The organism is Ruminiclostridium papyrosolvens C7 (assembly GCF_000421965.1).
In the GTDB taxonomy this organism is placed as follows: domain Bacteria; phylum Bacillota; class Clostridia; order Acetivibrionales; family DSM-1351; genus Ruminiclostridium; species Ruminiclostridium papyrosolvens_A.
This window is the reverse complement of the sequence record NZ_ATAY01000085.1, coordinates 91,423-114,498: the sequence shown is the minus strand read 5'-3', so window position 1 is coordinate 114,498 and position 23,076 is coordinate 91,423. Positions and strand designations below refer to the sequence as shown.

Here is a 23,076-nt window from a genome sequence, read left to right as displayed (position 1 = left end):
TTACACTTTTGATATAATGATTTTTGTGGGATATTCAAAAATTCTCCTCTAGAAAACGGAAGAAGTAGTTTGATTTTCTATAAAGATTTTCGTGAAAATATTTTCCTTACTTTTTAATGGTCTAAATAGTAAAAGATTTTATAAGGTGGTGAATTATGGACCAAATTAATTTACAGTCAAAAACGTTAGAAGATTTGAGATATATTGCAAAAATGCTGGGGATGAAAAATATATCCAAATATAAGAAGAATGAGTTAGTAGAACTGCTTAGTGAAAACTCCAAAAAACTTAAATCTGATGATATTGTGGAAGAAGTTGTTTCTGAAGAAATTAAAACGGCTGAACCAGCTGCGAATACAATAGAAACTCAAGCAAGCGAAGAAAGGTCCAAAGAAGCATCAGAGGAGGTTCCTGTCTTAAGAAAATCCCGGAGAGGAAGGCCGAGCAAGGCATCGAAATCAATGGACAAGCCGGATAATACCGGTGTATCAGATTTACTTACTAGCGTTACAGGTCAGGATAATCAGGTTCAAAATCCAATTTCCGTATCAGAACAAAGTGATAAACCAGACAGATTGTCTGACACATTAAAGCATCTGGAAACAAAAAATATCGAGAAAAAGCCTCATGGAAGAGGACGGAAAAAGGATGTTCAACCTTCTAGCGAACCCCCGGTTACTGAAAATAAGGTATTATCAAACACATCAGAAGTTTCATCACAAGACAAAGGAAACAATTCGGCAGATAACATTCCACACAGGAGAAACAGCAGAGTAAAGCCGGAGCAAACGATAGAACAGCCCAAAAACGTTTCTGATGAAAAGATACCCGGGAAAGCTGAAAAGGATTTGAAACCTCAGATATACAAAAAGGATGATCAGCCTTCAACAAGGCAGGATAATAGACAACAGCACAGGCAAATCAGACCGTATACAAACACAAACGGCAAGTCTGATATCTCACCAGAACCGCAGCGTATGCCATTAAATCAGCAGCCACAGCAGGTTCAGCCTCAGCAACCGGTACCATCCCAGCCTCAGGTTATTTCACCTCAGATTCAACAACCGCAGGGTAGTGAAAAGATAGAAAGTGATGATCCTGTAGAAGGAGTTCTTGAAGTATTACCAGACGGTTATGGTTTTTTAAGAAGTGAAAACTATCTGTCCGGCCCTAAAGATGTTTACGTTTCACCTTCACAAATAAGACGGTTTGGTCTTAAAACCGGTGATAAACTAAGGGGAAAAGGCAGGATTCCAAAAGAAGGCGAAAAATTTCAGGCATTATTGTATGTACAGTCAATTAACGGAGACACTCCGGACGTTGCGTCCAAGAGAGTTGCGTTTGAGTACTTAACACCTATATATCCTGATAACAGAATTACTCTTGAAACTTCACCTAGAGAATTTTCGACAAGACTTATAGATCTTATAGCTCCAATTGGAAAAGGCCAGAGAGGAATGATTGTATCCCCTCCAAAAGCGGGTAAAACGATACTTTTGAAAAAAATTGCAAATGCAATTACAATTAACTACCCCGAAGCCGAGCTAATAGTTCTGCTTATTGACGAAAGACCTGAAGAAGTAACCGATATGCAGCGTTCTATTAAGGGAGAGGTAATTTATTCTACCTTTGACGAGGTTCCCGAACATCATATAAAGGTTGCGGAAATGGTGCTGGAGAGAGCACAGCGTCTTGTAGAACAAAAGAAAGATGTTGTTATTCTTTTGGATAGTATAACAAGATTGGCAAGGGCATATAACCTTACTATTCCTCCAACAGGAAGAACCTTGTCAGGTGGTTTGGACCCGGGTGCACTTCATAAGCCAAAGAGATTTTTCGGAGCGGCAAGAAATATTGAAAATGGCGGCAGCTTGACAATTATGGCCACTGCGCTCATTGAAACAGGAAGCAGAATGGATGATGTTATCTTTGAAGAATTCAAAGGTACAGGTAACATGGAACTACATCTGGATAGAAAGTTATCTGAAAAGAGAATCTTCCCTGCAATCGATATTAATAAGTCAGGGACCAGACGTGAAGAGCTTCTTCTCAGCCAAAAAGAGCTTGAAAGTGTCTGGGCTATAAGGAAAGCAATGAGCAATATGGGAACTGCAGAGGTTACTGAGATTTTAATAAATAAACTTATGCAGACCAGAACAAACGATGATTTTGTAAATAGTATTAAAATATCTTTTTTAGATAAGAATTCGCAGGACAGATAGTAATCCAATATATGGTACTTATTGTAAGTACTAAAAAAGGTATTGCGGTGTATTTGATTTTATGTTAAAATATCACTTGCCTCTTTAATAAGCAACTAAGTACATTTTATTGTACGTTGAATATATAATAATAATGCTGTTCATTGAGGACATTGCAATTATGTTTTGAAAGAAGGTGAAAAGCAATGAAAGAAGGAATTCATCCAGAATATTCTGAAGCAGTAGTAAAGTGTGCTTGCGGTGAAACTTTTACAACTGGTTCTACAAAGAAAGCCCTTCACGTTGAAATTTGTTCAAAGTGTCATCCGTTCTATACAGGTAGACAGAAGCTCATTGATACTGGTGGACGTGTTGATAAGTTTAAGAAGAAATACGGTATTGTTGATAACGCATAATGAAGGTATTATAAAGACTGGGAATGTTTTTTCCCGGTCTTTTGTTTCATATCTGTAAACAAATTGCTATTAATCTTTTCATTTAGTAATATTCGAGTTATAATCTTTTTTAAGGGTTAAGTCATTATAGAGATAAGTCTGTGTATACGGTGGTTTTATCAACTCTGTTTTTTAATATAGGAGGAAAAATGAAAAAGACGACGATTGGTGGTCAAGCTCTACTTGAAGGCCTTCTCATGATAGGGCCGGAGTACAGGGCTACGGCAATTAGGAAGCCGGATGGAGAGATAATTGTTGAAAAACATCCGCAAAAGCCAAAAGGTAAGCTGTCCAAGATTCCAATAGTAAGAGGCGCTGTAAATTTATTTTCCCAAATGGTAATAGGAGTTAAGGCTCTTATGTATTCTGCCGAATTTATAGATATTGAAGATGATGATAAAAGCAATGAGCCTTCAAAATTCGAGCAATTTCTTGAACGAAAATTCGGGGACAAGATAACAGACATAGCCATATATTTTTCAGTAGTGCTATCCATTTTTTTGAGTGTGGGGCTATTTATATTGCTTCCAAACCTGATAGCAGGTTTTATACCTGTAGAAGGAGTTGTAATTAAGAACCTCATTGAAGGAGCCCTTAGAGTAGGTATATTTATAGGATATCTGGCCCTCGTTTCACTGCTGAAAGATATGAAAAGGGTGTGGGAATATCACGGTGCAGAGCATAAGACAATACACTGTTATGAGCACGGTGATGAGCTTACTGTTGATAATGTAAGAAAATATACTACAAAGCACCCCAGATGCGGTACATCACTATTTTTCACCATAATGATAATCAGTATTTTAATATTTTCATTTACCGGATGGCATAATATATTTCTAAATGCTGCAATCAGAATTCTTCTTGTGCCTGTTATAGCAGGAGTATCTCTGGAATTAATAAAATTTGCGGTTAGACATGACAACTGGCTGTTCAAGGTATTCAGTGCTCCCGGCCTTATGTTTCAGAAGTTTACTACCAGAGAGCCTGATGACAGTCAGATTGAAGTAGCAATAGCCGCTTTCAATGAAGTTATTCCAAACAGCGAAATTAGCGATGATTGGGGCAAAGACTAAAGAATATAACGGTGAAATATGAATATAAATGAATTCACACATTATGCGGAAGATAAATTAAAAAATGCAAATATTGAGACCCCGGTACAAGAAGCCGGGGTCATGCTTTGTCAGGTGCTTAACTGCGGGAGGGCATATCTCTATGCCCACGGCGACAGAGAATTAAGCTCTGATGAAAAAGCAATACTTGACCATATGCTGGCTCAACGCGCTAAGAATATCCCACTGCAATATATCATAGGGGATACTGAATTCATGTCATTAAGGTTTATGGTAACTCCAGCGGTGCTTATACCAAGACAGGACACCGAAATTTTAGTGGAAAAGGTTATTGAGTTGGCAAAAAAGCGAGTATTTGAAAGGAAGAATGAAGGTAGTAGTGCCAGATTAAATGTCTTGGATATGTGTACAGGCTCGGGCTGCATAGCTGTGAGTATAGCCTGTTTCTGCTCCCAATGTGACATTATAGCTTGTGATATATCAGAGGAAGCAATTAAGGTAGCAAAAGCTAACAGTGAGTTGAACGGAGTCCAAAACAGAGTGGAGTTTTTTGGAGGAGACTTGTTTAAAGCACTTGAAGCACTTGAAGGCAATTACAAATTTGATTTTATAGTCAGTAATCCGCCATATATAGAAACTGAAATAATTTCAGGGCTACAGAAGGAAGTCAGCAGTTATGAGCCGGGATTAGCACTTGACGGCGGTGCAGACGGACTTGATTTTTACAGAAGAATTACAGCTAAAGCCCCTGAATATCTTAATAAGCTTGGCTGGCTGGCCTTTGAAATCGGTTATAATCAAGGAGAAAGGGTTTCTGCACTAATGAAGGAGTCCTTTACCAATATACAAGTGCTTAAAGACTACGGCGGAAATGACAGAGTTGTAATTGGGCAGCTGTCGAATTAATCATTCCATAATCGCATTGCACCCGAATCCTGAAGCTTCTTTACCACGATAATGCTTATAGGGCCTACAAACATTCCTATTATTCCGAAGAACTTTAGACCTATATACATTGCAAGGAGGGTTACCAGAGGGTGCAGGCCTATCTGGCTGCCCACTATCTTGGGCTCCATTATCTGTCTTATAAGTATGCCGAGAACATATATTATACCAAGACCAAGGGCAAGAGGCATATCTCCCGATATTACGGTCCACAAAATCCACGGAACCATTACAACCCCCGTACCCATGATAGGAATTGCGTCTGATAGACCCACTACCAAAGCTATAAGAAATGCATATTTTACATTTAGAATAAACAAGCCTACGCTTACTTCTATAAAAGTAAAGCCCATAAGGATAAGGATAGCTTTAAAGTAACCCAGAAGTGCCTTAAAGGTATCTTTTTTTAAGCTGGCTATATTTTTTCTCCATGAAAAGGGAAGCTGTCTGTAAAAAAAGGAAGAAATATTTTTTTTGTCGCTGCTTATGAAATATGTACCCAGGATGGTTACGATTACAAAAACCGTCAACCTTGGAATTGAGGACACAGTATTTATTGCGTACTGAATAACTGAAGTTATCATTATTCCGATTTGTTCCGAAAAGGATGTAAGATTTTTGGTTATGGTGCTGGTTACCTGATCCGGAAGCCCGTTATAAAATATTGTTGCTTTGTCTATCAAACCGTTAATTTTAACGGATATATCGCTGGAATATGCGCTTAGATTATCTTGTAAAACAATTAATTCATTATATATTTTTATAATTCCAATGGTTAAACCAAGTCCAAGTACTGACATGGTAAATAACAGGGATATAGCAGCTGCGGCCTTTCTCGATATCTTAAATTTTTGGAGCAGCTTGATAACCGGTTCATTTATATAGGAGACAATTAAAGCTATAACAAATGGGGCAAAAAATGGCAAAAAGTACGATATAGATAGATAAATCACCGCAAAAATAAGCAAAATCAAAAGAATCTTTTTAATTGTAGATTGATACTTGCTCCATAACTCCATTTAGTTATACTCCTTACCTTGTTCCAGAATCCTTATATTTAATTTATACATTATAATAATACAAAAGTACATATTCAAGTTAATTTTATGGGAAATATATATGTACACGGTTGAGAAGCAGTAGAAGACGAGTATAAAACTATCCTGTAAAGGGAAATTGGAACACTATTAGAAGCTTTCTACAATTTTTGTATACAATACACAGCTATAACATATTCAAATGCCTTAAAACATAGGCTTTTAATAAATTTATTTTGAAAAAAATCTGTAAATTGATAAACGGAAGACATTGCAGGAGAATAAGAGACAAAAGTAATAATTGAATATTTTTTTTACCTAATAGCGAGATTGACTAAAGCACTATTTATAACTTATCATGGATAAGGGATTTAGTCTGACTTTATTATTTTTTTGTCTTTTTTAGAATTTTATTATGTAACTAATAATGAGATTCTTAAAAATATGAGGGTTAAAATTACATTTTGAAAGGAGAATAAGCTGTGGATTGGTATTTATTACTGGCAGCTATTCTGCTGCCTGCACTAAGTGCGGCATTATGCATGATTCTGAAAAATCAGAAGGTGCGTATTGCTGTAGTGAGCATTTCTACTCTGCTGCTTTTTGCAGTGGCAGGCGGCTTCATAGCACTTATGATTAACTCTCCTGAAGGAAAACTGGTTTTCCAGATGGATGAGCATGTACTCGAGATTGTCGGTGGGCTGATTAAAGGACTTGATTTTTTACTCTTCTGCTACATCGGGTATATAGGTATAAAGCATAAAAAAGCAATAGTACTTGTTTTAACAGTATTACAATTTATTCCTTGGGTTTTATTTGAGATATCTGGAGCGTTCGGCAAGGTTAACGAGCCTGAACAGGCATTTGTAATTGACCATTTGTCATTAATAATGATAATGCTTGTTTCAATTATCGGTCCGATTGTTACGTTTTTCGGACTTGGCTACATGAAGGAGCATGAACATCACTTGCACCTGAAAGTATCAAGGCAACCAAGATTCTTTATGATACTTTTCATATTCCTTGGTGCAATGAACGCATTGGTAATGACGGATAATCTATCCTGGATGTATTTCTTCTGGGAGGTAACAACACTTTGCTCATTCCTGCTCATATCACATGACGGGACTGAAATAGCCATTAAAAACGGTTTAAGAGCGTTGTGGATTAACTCAGTGGGCGGTGTAGCTTTTATCATCGCTATATTAATGGTAAACACAAGTCTGGATACACTTTCAATACAGGCTATATCAAATTCGGGAATGCAGGGCGCTTTTGCTGGAATGATGCCAGTAGCACTTGGTCTCCTGTGCATAGCAGGTTTTACAAAGTCGGCCCAGTTCCCATTCCAGAGCTGGCTGTTGGGAGCCATGGTTGCACCAACACCTGTATCTGCACTGCTTCACTCAAGTACAATGGTTAAGGCGGGCGTATATCTGGTTGTAAGAATCGCTCCTGCTTTCTCAGGTACAAGACTTGGACAATTGGTTGCTGTTGCAGGAGGATTTACTTTTGTAGCTGCCTCAGCCATAGCAATAAGCCAGAGTAATGCAAAGAAGGTTCTTGCTTATTCAACAATAGCAAACCTTGGATTGATAATATGCTGTGCAGGAATCGGCACGAGAATTTCTCTCGCCGCTGCTGTTCTGCTTATGATTTTCCATGCTGTATCAAAAGGATTGCTCTTCCTTTGCGTGGGTACTATCGAGCTTGGTATTGGCAGCCGTGATATCGAAGATATGCAGGGCTTATTCAAAAAGATGCCATTTACTACAGTTATTACAGTAATCGGTCAGATTTCAATGCTTTTACCACCTTTCGGTGTTTTGATAACAAAGTGGATGGCAATAGAAACTGCTGTACACAACCCGCTGGTATTGTTATTTATAATATTGGGAAGTGCACTTACAGTTGTATTCTGGTCAAAGTGGATTGGTATGATCCTAACAATGTCCTACAAACCTAAATATCATATGGAAAAGCTTGCTTTCTCAATCAAAGCTGCTTTGTCCGTGTTAATTGTTTTGGTAATGGCAGCAAGTATAGGAATCGCTCCTTTGTATAACCAGTTTGTAAAGCCTCAGATAATGGCATTCAATATTGCCGACAAGGAGATGCTTTCCGGAACCGGTATGGGAGTGTGGTTGGAGAAGGTTAATCAGGCTGTATATGGAGGGTTTGCTTCCATAATATTCTTCGGTGTGATTTTGATATTGATGGTTGCAATACCTATCATTGCAAACAAAATCAAGCCTGCAAGATTAAAGCCGCCATATCTTTGTGGCAGTAATGTAGATGAAGATTTAAGAGGGTTAGAGTTTATCAGCCCCGGTGATAAAGTTGAGAAGGTAGTTGTTAGAAACTATTACATGGAGTCTGTTTTTGGTGAAAACAAGCTGACTTTCTGGCTCAACCTTGCTGCAGGTGCAATTATAATAATTTTGTTAGGGGTGGTGATCGGATTATGAGCATAAACAATATTTTAACTGCTGTTATTGCCATAATAGCTGCTCCGATTTTGGGTGGATTACTTTTTGGTATTGACAGAAAGATTACTGCAAGAATGCAGAATAGATTTGGGCCTCCACTGCTTCAGCCTTTCTATGATTTCTTTAAATTGATTGGCAAGCAGGGAATTGCCGTTAACCAGACTCAAATGGTTTATGTCTTAGGACATTTGTTCTTTGCAATAGGTGCGCTGGTTATGCTGGTTTTAAAACAGGATTTGCTAATGCTGATGTTTATTCTGGCATTTTCAGGCATATCACTGATAATGGGTGCAATGAGTGTTCGTTCTCCATACAGTAAGATTGGTGCTCAGAGGGAAATTATGCAGATGATGGCATATGAACCTGTTTTGCTGTTGATGGTTGTTGGGGTGTACAAGGTAACTGGAAGCTTTATGATTTCTGATATTTTCAACCACGACAAACCTCTGTTGTACAGTTTGCCTCTTTTGTTCCTTGCATTCATTTATGTTTTGACAATAAAGCTGAGAAAGTCACCTTTTGACTTTGCAACTTCTCATCATGGTCATCAGGAATTGATAAAGGGTGTAACTACCGAGTTCTCAGGTACTCAGCTGGCATTGCTGGAATTGACAGACTGGATTGATTTGGTACTGCTCATGGGATTAATTTCATTGTTTTTTGCTAAACCTTTATGGGTAGGTATATTAATAGCATTAGTATGTTATTTCTTTGAAATAGTTATTGATAATATCAGTGCCAGAGTTACATGGCAGTGGATGGTTAAAATTACTTGGGTTGCAGGTATCGGTGCGGCTTTGGTAAATATTGTGTGGATGTATCTGATTCCTTAATAGGAACTACTAAATATATTGGAGGTTGCTTGCTGACAAAAGATATTTGCAAGCAGCCTATCCTGTAAGAAAGGTGAATTGTATGGGTATAATAAGCAAATCAAGGAAGAAATCACCCTGGATAATGCATTACGACTGTACAAGCTGCAACGGATGTGATATTGAGACACTTGCATGCCTCACTCCAATGTATGATGCAGAGCGTTTGGGTATTATAAATGTTGGTAACCCAAAACATGCTGACATATTGCTTGTAACCGGTTCTGTAAATAAGAGAAACGAACTTGTATTAAAGAATATATACAATCAAATGCCTGACCCTAAGTGCGTCGTTGCAATTGGAGCATGTGCTTGTACCGGAGGTATTTTTAAAGAATGTTACAATGTACTGGGCGGAGTTGAAAACGTAATTCCGGTTGATGTATTTGTTCCGGGCTGCTGTGCAAGACCTGAAGCCATTATAGACGGTATAGTTCAGGCTATAGGTAAACTTGACGAAAAGGCTGATGCAATGAAGAAGGTAGCTAAATAAGGGCTGTCAAGGCTCATGGAGGTAAGAATAGAATGATTGAAAATTTGGTGGAAATTACAAGTGATCAGCTACTTGCAGAAGTTCAGAAGTGCAAGTATGATGGATACAGATTCGTTACTACAACTAGTGTAGATAACGGTGATGACACTATAGATATTGTATATCATTTTGATATCGACTATAAAATGAAGAACTTAAAGATTACTGTTAAGAAGAACGAAGAAGTCCCAAGTATTTCCAGAATTTATATCAGTGCTTTACTGGTTGAAAATGAGATAAAGGAACTGTTTGGAGTTAATATCACCGGAATTGTAGTAGATTACGGCGGGCATATGCTCCTCTCAGAGGAAGAACTTGGTTCACCAATGTTAAGACAGCAAATAACTATTGAAAAAAGAGGGGGTAATTCATAATGAGTTCAACTATAGTTCCTTTTGGGCCACAGCATCCTGTGCTTCCGGAACCCCTTCACATCAAGCTAGTTATGGAAGATGAAAATATTGTAGATGCAATACCTGCTATTGGGTATGTTCACAGAGGGCTTGAAAAGCTAACTGAAACAAAAGAGTTTACTCAAAACACATTTGTTGTTGAAAGAGTTTGCGGTATATGCAGTGTTATGCATGCAATGGCTTACTGTCAGGGAATCGAAGAATTGATGAATATTGAGATTTCCGACAGAGCAAAGTTTTTGAGAGTTATCTGGGCAGAGCTTCACAGAATGCACAGTCACTTGCTTTGGTTGGGGCTTCTGGCGGATGCCTTTGGTTTCGAGAGTCTTTTCATGCAGACATGGAGAGACAGAGAAAAGGTAATGGATATAATGGAAGAAACAGCCGGAAGCAGGGTTGTTATTTCATGTAATACAATCGGGGGAACAAGAAGAGACCTGACTAAAGAACAAATGGCTAAGATTATTGCTACTGTTGATGATATAAAGCATGATTTGGAACAGGTTGAAGCAGTATTTCTCAACAATTATACAGTTAAGCACAGGTTGGTTGGAGTGGGTGTCCTCACGAAAGCTGATGCAATTGAATATTGTACAGTAGGACCTATGGCAAGAGCAAGCGGTATTGTTACCGATATGAGAACCACAGGATATTCTGCATACGGACAATTGGATTTTGAGCCTATTACTCATAATGATGGTGACTGCTATGCAAGAACTTACGTAAGACTCAAAGAGGTTTATCAGTCTATTGATCTTATAAAACAGGCTATAGCAAAGATACCTGAAGGAGAGCATGTTGTTCCTTTTAAGGGATTCCCGCCAAAGGGTGATGTAATTTCAAGAGTTGAGCAGCCAAGAGGGGAAGTTCTCTATTATTTAAGAGGAAATGGTACAAAGAATTTGGATAGATTGAGACTTAGAACTCCTACATTTGCAAATATTCCGTCACTTCTGAAGATGTTGCCGGGTAGCCAGCTTGCAGATGTTCCTATGCTTATTCTTACCATTGACCCATGTATATCCTGTACCGAGAGATAATAGAAATGTATTTGGTAGATAGGAGGTCATAAGAGATGTTTAAGATGATGGAAAATGTATTTAAGAATCTTGCGTCAAAGCCTGCAACCAGAATGTATCCTTTTGAAAAAAGAGAACCATTCAAGGATTCCAGAGGTCAGATTGAAGGTATTGAAATAGATAAATGTATTTTCTGCGGAATTTGCCAGAGAAAATGTCCGGCTAATGCCATAGTGGTAAATAAAGCTGAAAAGTCCTGGGAGATTAATCAGTTTAAGTGCGTAATATGCAATGCATGTGTTGAAGCTTGTCCAAAGAAATGTATTGTAGCAAGCCCTGAGCATAAAACTGCACAAAGCAAAAAAGAAAATTACAAAGCCGTTCAGCCTCCAAAGGAAGTTGAAAGCGATAACGGCAAGGTTACAGCTTAGGTTATTAATAAGTGAATTTATATATACTACTTAAAATTCAGAGGAAGATAAGGCATCCTCTGAATTTTAGTGTTTGTGGATATAATATTATGTGATAAAACATATATTGAGACACGGAGGTTATGGACGTGCATGAATATGCGGTAACCCAGTCATTGCTAAAGCTTGTTTTAGATGAAGCGAAACGGGTTGAGGCATCAAAAGTACTGGAAATACGGCTTGTAATAGGAGATTTGTCAACTATAGTTGATGACTCGGTACAAATGTATTTTGATATTATGAGCGAAGGCACCATTGCCCATGGAGCAAAACTTGTTTTCAGACGTGTGAAAGCTGAATTTAAGTGCAGAGAATGTGGCGAGGTATTTATAAAGCCCACCACAGGTTTTGACTGCCCCAAATGTGGTGGACTCGGTATGCCAACTGGTGTAGGCAGGGAGTTTTATATAGAAAGTCTTGAAATCGAATAACAAAAACACATTCTTTCAGCATTCTCATATTATAAAGTATAATATGCTGCCGGAGTGGGTTTTAATTTATGCTGAGAGGAAGCTTCATGTTGGTTTTGAGCATAGTTGATATAATAGGTACAGTAGCTTTTGCTGTATCCGGAGTTCTTGTAGGAATCAGGAACAAGCTTGATTTATTCGGTATATATGTGCTGGCTATGGCAACGGCCTCCGGCGGTGGAATTATACGGGATATAGTTATTGGAAGAGAGGTACCTGTTTTTTTTGTACAATGGAGGTATTTTGCTGCCATAACAGCAACGATGATTGCTACATGCCTGCTGTATACCATGGTTAACAGGGTTATGTCCTTTATAGTGTTGGCTGATGCAGTAGGGCTGGGAGTTTTCACCGTAACCGCTACATATAAGGCCATGGAATACGGCCTACCACTTCTCGGCATTGTTTTTGCGGGAGTTATAACCGGGGTTGGCGGAGGCATACTAAGAGATATAATGGTTAATGAGATTCCTTTGATATTTAGAAGTGAAATATATGCCATACCGTCAATTATAGGCTCTCTTTTGTTTTACTTCATGTATGGACGGATTAGCCTTAGTTTAAACATATATCTGTGTGTAGGCATAATTTTTGCCATCAGAATGATATCCGTTAAGCTAAGACTGCATCTGCCTGTTATAAGCAGGAACGATACAGGCAAACCGTCAGGGGGGAACAACCGAAAGAGCTTTAGAATGTGAATTTTGAAAAAACTTGGAGGTACTTATGGAAATAAAAGTAATGAAAAACATAATGCATGCCAATGACAGGCTTGCAGAGGAAAACAGAAATTATTTTAAAGGTAAGGGAATAAAGGCTGTTAATATAATGGCTTCACCGGGTTCGGGGAAAACCAGTACTATTATGAAGCTTATAGAAGCGTTTGGGGACAGAGCAAGTGTTGCTGTAGTTGAAGGTGATATTGCATCTTCTATTGATGCAGAAAAGATAGACAAGCTCGGTAATCCCGTTATTCAGATAAATACCGGCGGAGGATGCCACCTTGACGCAAACATGATAAAGACTGCTGCAGAGAGTCTACAACTAAAAGATGGAACAATCCTTTTTATAGAAAATGTAGGAAATCTTGTGTGTCCGTCTTCCTTTGATCTTGGTGAAGGTATAAAAATGGTTATTGCCAGTGTTCCTGAAGGACATGACAAGCCTTACAAATATACCTCAATGTTTGAACTTGCTGATATTGTGGTACTTAACAAGACAGATTTAATGCCTTATATCGACTTTGATAAGGACAGCTTTTACAAAGGCGTTAAGGCATTAAATGAAAATGCAAAAATTATTGAGGTATCATGTAAAACAGGTGAAGGAATTAGCGAGCTTGCAGATTGGATGCTTAATGTGCAAGTATCTCATAACCCGTCTGTGTAACAGCAATAGTATATTCCCACTGGGCAGATAAAGAACCATCTTTTGTAGTCACGGTCCAATTGTCTTTTCCAATCTGGACTCTATAACTGCCCTCATTTATCATTGGTTCTATTGTAAATACCATACCGGGAAGTATCAGGAATCCCATGTCTTTCCTCTGAAAATGATCGACATGGGGGTCCTCATGGAAGTGAACTCCCACACCATGGCCGCCTAAATCACGCACAACGCTATAGCCGTTTTTATTGGCAAAAGGCTCAATGGCTCTTCCTATATCATTTATTGAACCGAAAGGTTTAACCTGCTTTGTTCCGATATCAAGACACTCTTTTGTTACCTCTACAAGCTTCCTTGCATTGGGTGAAACATCGCCAATCATATACATTCTGCTTGCATCTGAAAAATATCCGTCTAATATGGTAGATACATCAATGTTGACAATATCTCCTGATTTGAGAACGGTTTTATCATTGGGAATTCCGTGGCAGACAACATTGTTTATAGAAGTACATACGCTTTTGGGAAATCCGTTGTAATTCAGTGGTGCAGGAATTGCATTTTGTGCAACTGTGTACTCATACACCATTTTATCTATTTCTGCAGTAGTTATTCCGGGCTTAACTTCCTTCTCCAATAAATCAAGTATCTGAGTAGTAATCTCACCGCTTTTACGGATACCTTCAATCTGCTGTGAATTTTTTAATAAGGATTTATGGGGTATTATATAGCCCATATTTTTAAAATTTTCCAGTTTTTGTGCAATATCATTGATACTCACTAAATACACTTCCTTAATAATGTTTTTAAGTCTTCTATTTAATTATAACAAATATAAACAATATTTATTTCATTTCCAGTAAAGCTATTGTGATATCATCCATAATATCGTGTATACTGCTGCCTGAGAAGGACAAAGCCTTGTCTACAAGCTTTGATATTATACTTGAGGGTTTTAAGTCTTTCCTTAAAAAATGCTCAACAATTCTGTCTTCCCCAAACTGCTCACTGGACTTGTTTTTGATCTCAATTATTCCATCTGTGTAGAACAACAATCTGTCCTTTGGATTAAGTTTTTGTGTTGCTTCAGTATATTCAGGATTATCTACCCAGTTGCTGATTGGTATTCCTCCGATTCTCAGCAGCTTGAAGTCGTCTCCTGAAAATAAAATTGGTGAAACGTTTAATCCCGCATTTGAGTAAGAAAAACTATAATCTGAAATATTTATAATTCCATAAAATACGGAAATATAAAGCTCGTCGTCAAAACCGTTCTTATTAAAGTCGTGATAGAGTTGAGTCAGCACCTTTGACGGTGAAAGAGAGGACTTGTCTATAGCAGCACGTAAAAACATTGTAAGCATGGACGCTGCTACTCCGTGACCGGATACGTCAGCGATATAAATACCTACGTGATCTTCGTCAATTTCAAAAATATCAAGGAAATCACCGCCAATCATTTCGCAGGGTTTATAAATATAGCTGAAATTTATCTTTTCTCCAACAGACTGCTGTTTTGGGAGAAGACTGCATTGCAGTTTCCTTGCTATGGAGAGATCCTCTTTAAGCTGTTCGTTCTGCCTTTCCAGTTCCTGACTTAACGCCTTGAGTTCAGTTATATCATGGAGCACTTCAATAACAGCTTCCACGTTATTTGATTGAAAACTTTTCAGAGGAGAGCTTGTGACTGAAAAAACACGTCCGTTTATTGCTTCTTCCTTAGAATTAGGAAGGTTTTCACCTCTGAGGCTTGATATACAATTTGGGCAAGGGGAGGAACGGCCAAGAACCTCAAAGCACTTTCTGCCCACAGCATCATAGCCCAGACCCTCACGCATTGGTTTATTGACAAATAAAACTTTGCCGTCTCTATCTATGACTCTGACCCAATCCTGCATTCCATCTATTATATCTTCTATGAAATTTGATTCTGATGATGCAAATTCTTTAACAATTTTATTTGACAATAAGTATCAACCTTTCGTATGTCACTGAAAACATACTTTTTTTATATTTACATATATTTTAACATAGTTTGTTAAGAACGTACTATTTAATCTTATTCTTGTCAATACTACTTAATAAATCATATAGAAGGGATTAGATGGTGGTAGCTGTATGAATTCAGGCAGCGTAGTTAAAAATTTAAAATATATTGACTCTAATAATGCAACTGCAATTTTGTCTTTCTCAGATGCTCTGTACCAGACTTTAACAAACTGTAAAACAGAAGGATACCGGGAAATTGTTATTATATGTATCGGAACAGACAGGTCAACCGGAGACAGCCTTGGGCCCATTGTCGGGTACAAACTGAGAGGAATGAATTATAGTAATGTATACGTTTATGGTGACTTGGAAAGCCCGGTTCACGCAAAGAATCTTCAGGAGACAATTGAAAGTATATACAAAAGATATGAAAAACCTTTTCTAATTGCTGTTGATGCGTCACTGGGAAGGGCAGATCATGTTGGCTTTATTTCTGTAGGAAAGGGTTCTATAAGACCTGGTTCTGCATTGAACAAGGAATTGCAGCCGGTGGGACACATGCATGTCACGGGAATTGTTAATGCCGGAGGATTTATGGAATTTATGATTCTTCAGAATACCAGACTTGGGACGGTAATGAAGATAGCGGATATTGTTGCAACCGGATTGAAGTATGTTATGTGGAAGGTTTCAAGGGAAGATATGCTTTCAGAGAAAGGCTCTATAAGAGTAGAAGAGGCATAGATAATTTATTTTATTCTAATTCAGACTTTTTAAAAGTTTATACTTATAATAGTATATAAGAACAAGACAGCCGGATTAACATTCTTATATATGTTATTTAAGGACTTTTAAGGAGGATTTTTATGAATAACAGGCACAGAGGTACCATGATTGTAGGGTTGGTACTTATAATATTAGGGGTACTTTTTCTACTGAGTAATTTCGGTATATTTGAGATTTATTTTGATATTTTTGATATAGGTTTTCTTTTTGCACATTTCTGGCCTATGTTCCTCATAATTCCCGGGGTAGTTTTCCATTACGCATATTTTACGGCAAAAGCACCGGATGCAGGCTTGTTGGTACCGGGAGGCATTTTATTTGTAACAGGTCTTACTTGTCAGATTTCAATGCTGTTTGACTTGTGGTCCTTTATGTGGCCGGGCTTTATACTTGCAGTTGCAGTAGGACTCTTTGAACTTTACCTTTTCGGTACAAGAGAAAAAGGACTTTTGATTCCTGTATTTATTCTGGGAGGCTTATCACTTATTTTCTTTACTTTCTCTCTGGGAAGTTCATGGGTACTTAGAACCTACCTTGTACCGATTATACTCATATTGGGAGGAATTTTAATAGTAACCCGAAATCGAAGAATTTAAGTGCCTGTTTGCTCATTAATTGCATATAATGTATTAGTTATTAAGAAGATTCTTGGGAGTTGCCCTTAAGAATCTTTTTAAAAATAAATACATAGTACTGCTTGGCGAATATTAAGAGCAGGGGACAGAGGTGTGCTTTTATGAGTAGCGGTGATGATATCAGAGTAAGGCTTGAAAATCTTAAATGCTATATGTATAATGAAATACAACATTTGATTTCCCAAAATACGGAGGCTCCAGAAATAAGAGATTTTGTGGATACCCAGAAGTATAAACCGACTAAACACCAAAGGGCTCTAAAAATTGAAAGAAATTTTAAAAAAAGGTGTTATGCGAGATAAAATTTGGGAATATATATTGTAGTAATTACAATACGATGAGCCAGAATCTCTTTTTTGGGCTCGGATTAAATTAGGAGGGTAACTATGGATAAATACGTTTGTACAGTATGCGGGTATGTTTATGACCCTGAAGAAGGAGACCCCGATGGTGGAATTGCACCGGGAACAGCTTTTGAAGATATACCTGAGGATTGGGTTTGTCCACTTTGCGGAGTAGGCAAGGACATGTTTGAGAAACAATAAAGCATATTTACAATAAAAAACGTAAGCTGGAGAGAAACGGTTTTCCCTATAGTCAGAGGAAGACCGTTTTTATTCGCCGACAGAAAATTAAAATATCAAGATGGGGGATGAAAAAATGTATAAGGGCAAGCCTATAATTGGAATTACTGCTGCATTTGATTATGACAAAAATATCAGTACTTTGAAGGATGATTATTATGAGGCAATTATTCAATGCGGTGGTTTACCCGTTATAATCCCTGTAACTGAAGAAAAAAGTGCATGGGTTGAGTACCTGGATATATGCAGTGGATTTATTCTTTCAGGAGGCCCGGATATCGATGCGTCATATTTTGGTAAAGGTAATATGCCATATGCAAACGAAATTTCACCAATCCGGGACAGCATGGAGATTTTTCTCACGCAACAGGCTATAGCTATGGATAAACCTATTCTTGGTATTTGCAGAGGCTGTCAGATAATGAATATTGCAGCGGGTGGAAGCATTTACCAGGACATATACTCCGAGTGCAGCGACGGAAGCACATTGTTAAAGCACAGTCAGCAGGCTCCAAGATGGTTTCAGATACACGATGTTAATATATACAAACCATCTTGCTTATACAATGTTTTTGGCAGAGACAGCCTCAAGGTTAATTCATTTCATCATCAGGCTATCAGTGAAATTGCACCGGGGTTTACGGTAAATGCTTGCTCCCAGGATGGCATTGTTGAAGCAATAAGTAATGAAAATAAGAAATTCGTCCTGAGTGTGCAGTGGCATCCAGAAAATTTGTGGAGAAGAGACAGAACTCATTTAAAGCTATTTGAAAGGCTTGTTTCAGTATGTTAAAATAGTCCGAAGAACTTACTTATAAATTCTAACTTAAAACAAGGAAACGGAGGAAAAGAATTGCTTGGTACTGTAGAAAAAAGGCTTCAAAATCTGCTTGGAGATTTTTACGGCCCTGCCATGATAGTACTTAAAACAGTAGTGGTCCTCATAGTTTCATTCGTTTTAGTAAAAATCGGCAGGGTAATAATAAAGAAGCTTTTTGATAAACAAAAGGAATTAAAGTTTAAGATTAATGATAAAAGAATCGACACTATATCAACGTTGACTATAAGCATATTCAAATATACTGTATATATAGGAGCGTTACTCACAATATTATCAGGGATACTTGACCTTAAGGCAATACTGGCTGCAGCAGGTGTAGGAGGCGTCGCTTTGGGATTCGGCGCCCAGAGTCTTGTGAAGGATACAATTTCTGGGTTTTTTATTCTTCTTGAGGATCAGTACGCTGTCGGGGATACGGTAACTATTGAAGGTCTCACGGGTACCGTTGAACATATGGAGCTTAGAGTTACGAGGCTGAAAAATTTTACCGGAGATTTGTATATTATCCCCAACGGCGAAATAAGAAAGGTTATTAACCATACCAGAGACAATAAACTGGTTATTGTGGATATTCCAATAGCATATTCAACCAATATGGCTAAGGTTACTGAAATTGCAAGAAAGATATGTGATGAGGTTAAAGAGGAATTTGACAAATTTACAGAAGACCCGACCGTACTGGGAATAACCAGTCTTGGTGAACAAAGCATGAATCTGAGGATTACGGCACGTACACTTCCAAATGAACAGTGGGAGATTGAACGGCACATACGTCTTAAAATAAAGGAAGAGTTTGAGAAAAACGGGCTTGAGTTTTTTGACAGAACGCGACTCATAAGGCCGGAATGAAAGGAATAATGGAACTATGCCTGATAAATTTTCAGTTGGAGATATAGTTGAAATGAAAAAACAGCATCCCTGTGGCAGTAAGCAATGGGAGATAATTCGTACCGGAGCTGATTTCAGGATAAAATGCGTCGGCTGTGCCCATCAGGTAATGCTGGCAAGGACAAAATTCGAAAAAAGCGTAAAGAAGATTATTAAAAGCGTAGTATCGGATGAAGCCAATGTATAGGAAATCCATGTCATGGAAACACTTAGTAATATTATTAAATATTACAAAAGTACCGCTATCTGAGGTATTGAGACATGGAGGCTAAAATGGCAGATACTAACAAGGTGCAACCATCACAAACATTTGAAACCATCATAAAAGATTACCTGCATCAGGGAAAAGAAAAACTTGAAAAGGATCTGGCAGGTACGAGAGAGGCTATAAAGCTTATTGCCCGGGATAAAACCAGAAATTTTATGCGGACAATGGATATGGGTCTTAATGAAGAAGAAAGAGAGTGCCTGCATTCATTAATAGTAACAAGTATGTACCAATCTTTTTGCTACGGTTACGGTATTGGAAAAATTGAAGGAGAAACAAAACAAAAGGTATGTCTTTAATCCTTAAAGGATAGAGGCCGCTAAAAGCAATCTGAGATTTGCTTTTAACGGCTGTTTTTATTTTCGCGAACATTAATAATAATGTATAAATATGGAAATAATGAATACATATTAATGGTTTTTATAGAATGGAAGTAGGTGCTTATTATGTCAAAAGTACTTGATTTATCAAAATCCGTACATGATATCTGCAAGGAATTTCCGGAAATGATAGTTGTTCTTAAGGAAATGGGATTTGAGAATATTGCTGCACCGGGTATGTTAAATACTGCAGGGCGTATTATGACAATACCCAAGGGAGCTGCTATGAAGGGTATAGAGTTGCAAAAACTTAAAGAAACACTTGCAGGAAAGGGCTTTAGCATTAAAGAGTGAAAGGTTGGTATTTATGAGCGAAGTAATCAATAACAGGGAATACAGGCAAAAGGTTTTAAAAGAACTTATTTCAGAATTGCACAGCGGTAAAAGTGTAGATGAAGTCAAAGAGCGGTTTGAAAAGCTTATCGAAGGAGTTTCTCCTACTGAAATATCTGAAATGGAACATTCTCTTATGATGGACGGAATGCCTGTGGAAGAGGTACAAAGGCTTTGTGATGTTCATGCGGCAGTTTTTAAGGGTTCAATCGAAGAAATTCACAGGCCCCAAAAGCCGGAGGATGTGCCGGGACACCCTGTCCACACCTTTAGGCTTGAGAATAAAAAAATAGAAATTTTGATTGATAAAATCAAGACTGACATTGAAAAGTTCCGAAGTCAGGATACACATGAGAATATACAGAATCTCAGAAATGACTTTGAAAATCTTTGGGAAATAGACAAGCACTATTCAAGAAAAGAGAATCTTTTGTTTCCGTTTATGGAGAAGTACCAAATCACAGCACCTCCAAAGGTAATGTGGGGAGTTGATGACGAAATACGAGATGCATTAAAGGATGTAAAGGCACTTTTGTCAGACTACAGCAGCGTGAACAGGGAGCAGTTGGCAGACAAGGCGGAAGAGACGGCAGTAAGAGTAAAAGAGATGATTTTCAAGGAAGAGAATATACTTTTTCCAATGGTTATGGAAACATTGTCTGAAGACGAATGGTTCATTATTGAAGAGGGCAGCAGTGAAATCGGTTACTGTCTTTTAGATAATGTTATTAAATGGAAGCCGGTTAGGGTGAACGTGGAAAAAAAGGTTGAAAAAGAAGGTGAGGAGCCTTCAAATAACGGCTATATAAAGTTTGATGCGGGAATTATGTCTCCCGATGAAATTAATGCAGTTTTGAATACACTTCCGTTGGATATGACCTTTGTAGACAAGGATGGTATCGTAAAATACTTTACACAAGGTAAGGAAAGGATATTTGCAAGAACAAAGGCCATCATAGGCAGGGAAGTGAAAAACTGTCATCCACCGGCAAGTGTTCATATTGTAGAAAAAATTGTAGAGGATCTCAGCTCCGGTAAGAAGGATCATGAGGACTTCTGGATAAGGATGGGAGACAAATTTGCGTATATCCGGTATTTTGCAGTTAGAAATGCAAAAGGTGAATATCTGGGAACTATTGAGGTTACACAGGATATCAAGCCAATACAGGATATTACCGGTGAGAAGAGGCTTGCATCCTCCACATGATAAAAGGCTGTAAAATCCACTTTGGTGGGTTCTACAGCCTTTTTGAGTAACTTAATCGTTTATGCCTTCGAATTGCATATTATAATACTTAGCATACAAGCCGTCCTGTTTTAGCAAAGTATCATGAGTACCTCTTTCCTGAATTCCACTTTGGTCTATAACTATTATTTCATCGGCATTACGGATTGTACTAAGTCTGTGAGCTATTACTATTGTTGTACGGTTCTTTGCAAGATGTTCAAGTGAAACCTGTATATGGCGCTCGCTTTCATTATCCAGCGCAGAGGTGGCTTCGTCCAGAATAAGAATAGGCGGATTCTTTAAGAATACACGGGCAATGGCTATTCTCTGCTTCTGTCCCCCTGAAAGGCGTGTACCACGTTCTCCCACATAGGTATCATATCCATCCTCAAGGCTCATGACAAAGTCATGTATATTGGCATTTTGGGCAGCCTGGATTATTTCTTCATCAGATGCACCCGGTTTACCGTATGCAATGTTTTCGCGGATGCTTCCTACAAATAAATATACATCCTGCTGAACAATTCCGATACAATTCCTAAGTGACTTAAGAGTTACATCCCTGATGTCTTTACCGTCGATTGTAATTTGTCCTTCGGTAACATCGTAAAACCTTGGGAGAAGAGAGCATAAAGTAGTTTTTCCTCCACCGGAAGGCCCTACAAAAGCCACGGTTTTTCCTGCATTTATGGATATGTTTACATTATCCAGCACCTCTGAGTCCTTCTCATACCTGAAGGATACATTATTGTAGCTGATATCCCCCCGTGGGTTAACTAAAGGTTTTGCACCTTTTCTGTCCACTATCTCAGGCTTGGTCTCCACTACATCAAGAAAACGCCTGAAGCCTGAAAATCCTTTCTGAAAGGCTTCAGTAAAGTTTATGAGGACATCAAGGGGATTAAGGAAAATACCTATATATAGTGCATAAATAGCAAGGTCTGCTGCTCTCAGAGTACCTTTGGCTATAAAGAAACCTCCACTGACAAGTACTACCGCGTATAGGAGCCCTTGGAAGAAGGAGTTTCCGGCATGAAAGCTTCCCATTATAAGATAGCTGTCTTTTTTGGAATCCAGAAATTTCAGATTACTTTCTCCAAATTTGTCCCTTTCGATTTCTTCATTTGCAAAGGATTGAACAACTCTGATTCCTGAAAGGCTGTCCTGCAAACGTGTATTTACGGTTGCAATCTTTTTTCTGTTATCAAAGAATACGGAACGCATTTTTCTGTTTTTGAAGAGGCTGAAAATACCCATTACTAACGTAATAACAAGCAAAATCAGCGTCATCGGGACATTAATCATTGACAGAAGTATAAACGAACCTATTATCTTTATAGCAGATATGAAAAAATTTTCAGGGCCGTGATGGGCCAGCTCGGTTATATCAAATAAATCAGAAATGAGCTTTGACATCATTTCTCCCGTATTATTTTTATCATAGTATGAAAAAGACAGCTTTTGATAGTGGTCAAATAATTCTTGCCTCATGTCGCTTTCCATACGAGCACCCATTATGTGCCCCCAAGAGGTTATAAAATATTGACAGTAATACCTGACTATATACATTACGATTAACCCTGTCCCGATAATCCACAGTGACCGTAGTATATGAGCAGAGCTACCTGTGAATACACCTTTTGTCAGCAGATTCAATATCTGTGGGAAAGCAAGGTCTATGGCAGAGGCAATAAGAGCACAGAGCATATCAACGAAGAACAGTTTTTATAAGGTTTATAAAACCTGATAAATTTTTTAAAAGTTTGCATACGACCTCCC

At 38.1% G+C, this 23,076-nt stretch carries 26 protein-coding genes and 1 pseudogene; 23 read left to right on the top strand and 4 right to left on the bottom strand.

Annotated elements, in window-relative coordinates:
• The first annotated feature begins 155 nt into the window (after positions 1–155).
• From rho to prmC, 4 genes are all read left to right on the top strand, one after another.
• The gene (rho, locus tag L323_RS36495) at positions 156–2,222 is read left to right on the top strand and encodes a transcription termination factor Rho (protein WP_020816634.1); all 2,067 of its coding nucleotides are present in this window, start codon (positions 156–158) and stop codon (positions 2,220–2,222) included.
• 185 nt (positions 2,223–2,407) lie between these two features.
• Positions 2,408–2,617, top strand: coding sequence for a 50S ribosomal protein L31 (gene rpmE / locus L323_RS36490; RefSeq protein WP_020816633.1), 210 nt, complete (start codon positions 2,408–2,410; stop codon positions 2,615–2,617).
• A gap of 188 nt (positions 2,618–2,805) precedes the next feature.
• On the top strand, positions 2,806–3,732 hold the full coding sequence (locus L323_RS36485) for a DUF1385 domain-containing protein (protein WP_020816632.1): 927 nt from the start codon (positions 2,806–2,808) through the stop codon (positions 3,730–3,732).
• An 18-nt stretch (positions 3,733–3,750) separates the two neighbouring features.
• Complete coding sequence (prmC, locus tag L323_RS36480; RefSeq protein WP_020816631.1) at positions 3,751–4,638, top strand: peptide chain release factor N(5)-glutamine methyltransferase; 888 nt, start codon at positions 3,751–3,753, stop codon at positions 4,636–4,638.
• Here the strand turns inward: prmC and ytvI are convergent.
• Complete coding sequence (gene ytvI / locus L323_RS36475) at positions 4,635–5,696, bottom strand: sporulation integral membrane protein YtvI (protein WP_020816630.1); 1,062 nt, start codon at positions 5,694–5,696, stop codon at positions 4,635–4,637. The two genes, prmC and ytvI, sit on opposite strands and share 4 nt — an antisense overlap.
• Positions 5,697–6,196: 500 nt before the next feature.
• On the opposite strand from ytvI, the gene L323_RS36470 reads away from it, so the two are divergent.
• The 9 genes from L323_RS36470 (at position 6,197) to hypB (ending at position 13,368) form a co-directional block, all read left to right on the top strand.
• Positions 6,197–8,182, top strand: a complete 1,986-nt coding sequence (locus tag L323_RS36470; protein WP_020816629.1) for an NADH-quinone oxidoreductase subunit 5 family protein — start codon at positions 6,197–6,199, stop codon at positions 8,180–8,182.
• On the top strand, positions 8,179–9,036 hold the full coding sequence (locus tag L323_RS36465) for a respiratory chain complex I subunit 1 family protein (RefSeq protein WP_020816628.1): 858 nt from the start codon (positions 8,179–8,181) through the stop codon (positions 9,034–9,036). The genes L323_RS36470 and L323_RS36465 overlap by 4 nt, the downstream gene beginning before the upstream one ends.
• A gap of 82 nt (positions 9,037–9,118) precedes the next feature.
• The gene (locus L323_RS36460; RefSeq protein ID WP_014315423.1) at positions 9,119–9,568 is read left to right on the top strand and encodes an NADH-quinone oxidoreductase subunit B family protein; all 450 of its coding nucleotides are present in this window, start codon (positions 9,119–9,121) and stop codon (positions 9,566–9,568) included.
• 32 nt (positions 9,569–9,600) lie between these two features.
• A complete protein-coding gene (locus L323_RS36455) occupies positions 9,601–9,981 on the top strand; it encodes an NADH-quinone oxidoreductase subunit C (protein ID WP_020816626.1) in 381 nt (126 codons plus the stop codon).
• Complete coding sequence (locus L323_RS36450) at positions 9,981–11,060, top strand: nickel-dependent hydrogenase large subunit (protein ID WP_014315421.1); 1,080 nt, start codon at positions 9,981–9,983, stop codon at positions 11,058–11,060. The genes L323_RS36455 and L323_RS36450 overlap by 1 nt, the downstream gene beginning before the upstream one ends.
• 35 nt (positions 11,061–11,095) lie before the next feature.
• Complete coding sequence (locus tag L323_RS36445; RefSeq protein WP_020816625.1) at positions 11,096–11,470, top strand: 4Fe-4S dicluster domain-containing protein; 375 nt, start codon at positions 11,096–11,098, stop codon at positions 11,468–11,470.
• A gap of 122 nt (positions 11,471–11,592) precedes the next feature.
• Positions 11,593–11,940 (top strand): hydrogenase maturation nickel metallochaperone HypA, encoded by a 348-nt coding sequence (gene hypA, locus L323_RS36440; RefSeq protein ID WP_242835318.1) that lies wholly within the window; start codon positions 11,593–11,595, stop codon positions 11,938–11,940.
• A 68-nt stretch (positions 11,941–12,008) separates the two neighbouring features.
• On the top strand, positions 12,009–12,680 hold the full coding sequence (locus tag L323_RS36435) for a trimeric intracellular cation channel family protein (protein ID WP_242835317.1): 672 nt from the start codon (positions 12,009–12,011) through the stop codon (positions 12,678–12,680).
• A 25-nt stretch (positions 12,681–12,705) separates the two neighbouring features.
• Positions 12,706–13,368 (top strand): hydrogenase nickel incorporation protein HypB, encoded by a 663-nt coding sequence (hypB, locus tag L323_RS36430; RefSeq protein ID WP_020816622.1) that lies wholly within the window; start codon positions 12,706–12,708, stop codon positions 13,366–13,368.
• On the opposite strand, the gene map is transcribed toward hypB, so the two are convergent.
• Both map and L323_RS36420 read right to left on the bottom strand, forming a co-directional pair.
• Complete coding sequence (gene map / locus L323_RS36425) at positions 13,334–14,146, bottom strand: type I methionyl aminopeptidase (RefSeq protein WP_020816621.1); 813 nt, start codon at positions 14,144–14,146, stop codon at positions 13,334–13,336. The two genes, hypB and map, sit on opposite strands and share 35 nt — an antisense overlap.
• A gap of 64 nt (positions 14,147–14,210) precedes the next feature.
• Positions 14,211–15,332, bottom strand: a complete 1,122-nt coding sequence (locus L323_RS36420) for a SpoIIE family protein phosphatase (RefSeq protein WP_020816620.1) — start codon at positions 15,330–15,332, stop codon at positions 14,211–14,213.
• 151 nt (positions 15,333–15,483) lie between these two features.
• Here L323_RS36420 and yyaC point away from each other — a divergent pair, with 151 nt between their 5' ends.
• The 10 genes from yyaC to L323_RS36370 all read left to right on the top strand — a co-directional run bounded on the left by yyaC (position 15,484) and on the right by L323_RS36370 (position 21,276).
• On the top strand, positions 15,484–16,098 hold the full coding sequence (gene yyaC / locus L323_RS36415) for a spore protease YyaC (protein WP_020816619.1): 615 nt from the start codon (positions 15,484–15,486) through the stop codon (positions 16,096–16,098).
• 122 nt (positions 16,099–16,220) lie between these two features.
• Positions 16,221–16,736 carry a LiaI-LiaF-like domain-containing protein gene (locus tag L323_RS36410; protein ID WP_020816618.1) on the top strand — a complete coding sequence of 172 codons (516 nt, stop codon included), beginning with the start codon at positions 16,221–16,223 and terminating at the stop codon, positions 16,734–16,736.
• Between the two features lie 140 nt (positions 16,737–16,876).
• A complete protein-coding gene (locus tag L323_RS36405; RefSeq protein ID WP_014315412.1) occupies positions 16,877–17,077 on the top strand; it encodes a hypothetical protein in 201 nt (66 codons plus the stop codon).
• Positions 17,078–17,161: 84 nt separating this feature from the next.
• A complete protein-coding gene (gene rd / locus L323_RS36400; protein ID WP_014315411.1) occupies positions 17,162–17,320 on the top strand; it encodes a rubredoxin in 159 nt (52 codons plus the stop codon).
• A gap of 115 nt (positions 17,321–17,435) precedes the next feature.
• The gene (locus L323_RS36395) at positions 17,436–18,152 is read left to right on the top strand and encodes a gamma-glutamyl-gamma-aminobutyrate hydrolase family protein (RefSeq protein ID WP_020816617.1); all 717 of its coding nucleotides are present in this window, start codon (positions 17,436–17,438) and stop codon (positions 18,150–18,152) included.
• Between the two features lie 60 nt (positions 18,153–18,212).
• Entirely contained in the window at positions 18,213–19,049 is an 837-nt protein-coding gene (locus L323_RS36390) for a mechanosensitive ion channel family protein (RefSeq protein ID WP_020816616.1), read from the top strand.
• A gap of 16 nt (positions 19,050–19,065) precedes the next feature.
• Positions 19,066–19,275, top strand: a complete 210-nt coding sequence (locus L323_RS36385; protein WP_020816615.1) for a DUF951 domain-containing protein — start codon at positions 19,066–19,068, stop codon at positions 19,273–19,275.
• A gap of 86 nt (positions 19,276–19,361) precedes the next feature.
• On the top strand, positions 19,362–19,655 hold the full coding sequence (locus tag L323_RS36380) for a hypothetical protein (RefSeq protein ID WP_020816614.1): 294 nt from the start codon (positions 19,362–19,364) through the stop codon (positions 19,653–19,655).
• A gap of 147 nt (positions 19,656–19,802) precedes the next feature.
• Complete coding sequence (locus L323_RS36375) at positions 19,803–20,030, top strand: DUF1858 domain-containing protein (protein ID WP_020816613.1); 228 nt, start codon at positions 19,803–19,805, stop codon at positions 20,028–20,030.
• 13 nt (positions 20,031–20,043) lie between these two features.
• Positions 20,044–21,276 carry a DUF438 domain-containing protein gene (locus L323_RS36370; protein ID WP_020816612.1) on the top strand — a complete coding sequence of 411 codons (1,233 nt, stop codon included), beginning with the start codon at positions 20,044–20,046 and terminating at the stop codon, positions 21,274–21,276.
• Between the two features lie 51 nt (positions 21,277–21,327).
• Here L323_RS36370 and L323_RS36365 read toward each other — a convergent pair.
• A pseudogene (locus L323_RS36365) lies at positions 21,328–23,066 on the bottom strand (ABC transporter ATP-binding protein).
• Between the last annotated feature and the right edge of the window lie 10 nt (positions 23,067–23,076).

Coding starts and splice junctions, on each gene's coding strand:
- L323_RS36465 (WP_020816628.1), top strand. CDS start 8,179: ATGAGCATAAACAATATTTTAACTGCTGTTATTGCCATAATAGCTGCT.
- ytvI (WP_020816630.1), bottom strand. CDS start 5,696: ATGGAGTTATGGAGCAAGTATCAATCTACAATTAAAAAGATTCTTTTG.
- hypB (WP_020816622.1), top strand. CDS start 12,706: ATGGAAATAAAAGTAATGAAAAACATAATGCATGCCAATGACAGGCTT.
- prmC (WP_020816631.1), top strand. CDS start 3,751: ATGAATATAAATGAATTCACACATTATGCGGAAGATAAATTAAAAAAT.
- rho (WP_020816634.1), top strand. CDS start 156: ATGGACCAAATTAATTTACAGTCAAAAACGTTAGAAGATTTGAGATAT.
- L323_RS36445 (WP_020816625.1), top strand. CDS start 11,096: ATGTTTAAGATGATGGAAAATGTATTTAAGAATCTTGCGTCAAAGCCT.
- L323_RS36370 (WP_020816612.1), top strand. CDS start 20,044: ATGAGCGAAGTAATCAATAACAGGGAATACAGGCAAAAGGTTTTAAAA.
- hypA (WP_242835318.1), top strand. CDS start 11,593: ATGGACGTGCATGAATATGCGGTAACCCAGTCATTGCTAAAGCTTGTT.
- L323_RS36385 (WP_020816615.1), top strand. CDS start 19,066: ATGCCTGATAAATTTTCAGTTGGAGATATAGTTGAAATGAAAAAACAG.
- L323_RS36460 (WP_014315423.1), top strand. CDS start 9,119: ATGGGTATAATAAGCAAATCAAGGAAGAAATCACCCTGGATAATGCAT.
- rpmE (WP_020816633.1), top strand. CDS start 2,408: ATGAAAGAAGGAATTCATCCAGAATATTCTGAAGCAGTAGTAAAGTGT.
- yyaC (WP_020816619.1), top strand. CDS start 15,484: ATGAATTCAGGCAGCGTAGTTAAAAATTTAAAATATATTGACTCTAAT.
- rd (WP_014315411.1), top strand. CDS start 17,162: ATGGATAAATACGTTTGTACAGTATGCGGGTATGTTTATGACCCTGAA.
- L323_RS36395 (WP_020816617.1), top strand. CDS start 17,436: ATGTATAAGGGCAAGCCTATAATTGGAATTACTGCTGCATTTGATTAT.
- L323_RS36450 (WP_014315421.1), top strand. CDS start 9,981: ATGAGTTCAACTATAGTTCCTTTTGGGCCACAGCATCCTGTGCTTCCG.
- L323_RS36435 (WP_242835317.1), top strand. CDS start 12,009: ATGCTGAGAGGAAGCTTCATGTTGGTTTTGAGCATAGTTGATATAATA.
- L323_RS36405 (WP_014315412.1), top strand. CDS start 16,877: ATGAGTAGCGGTGATGATATCAGAGTAAGGCTTGAAAATCTTAAATGC.
- L323_RS36485 (WP_020816632.1), top strand. CDS start 2,806: ATGAAAAAGACGACGATTGGTGGTCAAGCTCTACTTGAAGGCCTTCTC.
- L323_RS36410 (WP_020816618.1), top strand. CDS start 16,221: ATGAATAACAGGCACAGAGGTACCATGATTGTAGGGTTGGTACTTATA.
- L323_RS36455 (WP_020816626.1), top strand. CDS start 9,601: ATGATTGAAAATTTGGTGGAAATTACAAGTGATCAGCTACTTGCAGAA.
- L323_RS36375 (WP_020816613.1), top strand. CDS start 19,803: ATGTCAAAAGTACTTGATTTATCAAAATCCGTACATGATATCTGCAAG.
- L323_RS36380 (WP_020816614.1), top strand. CDS start 19,362: ATGGCAGATACTAACAAGGTGCAACCATCACAAACATTTGAAACCATC.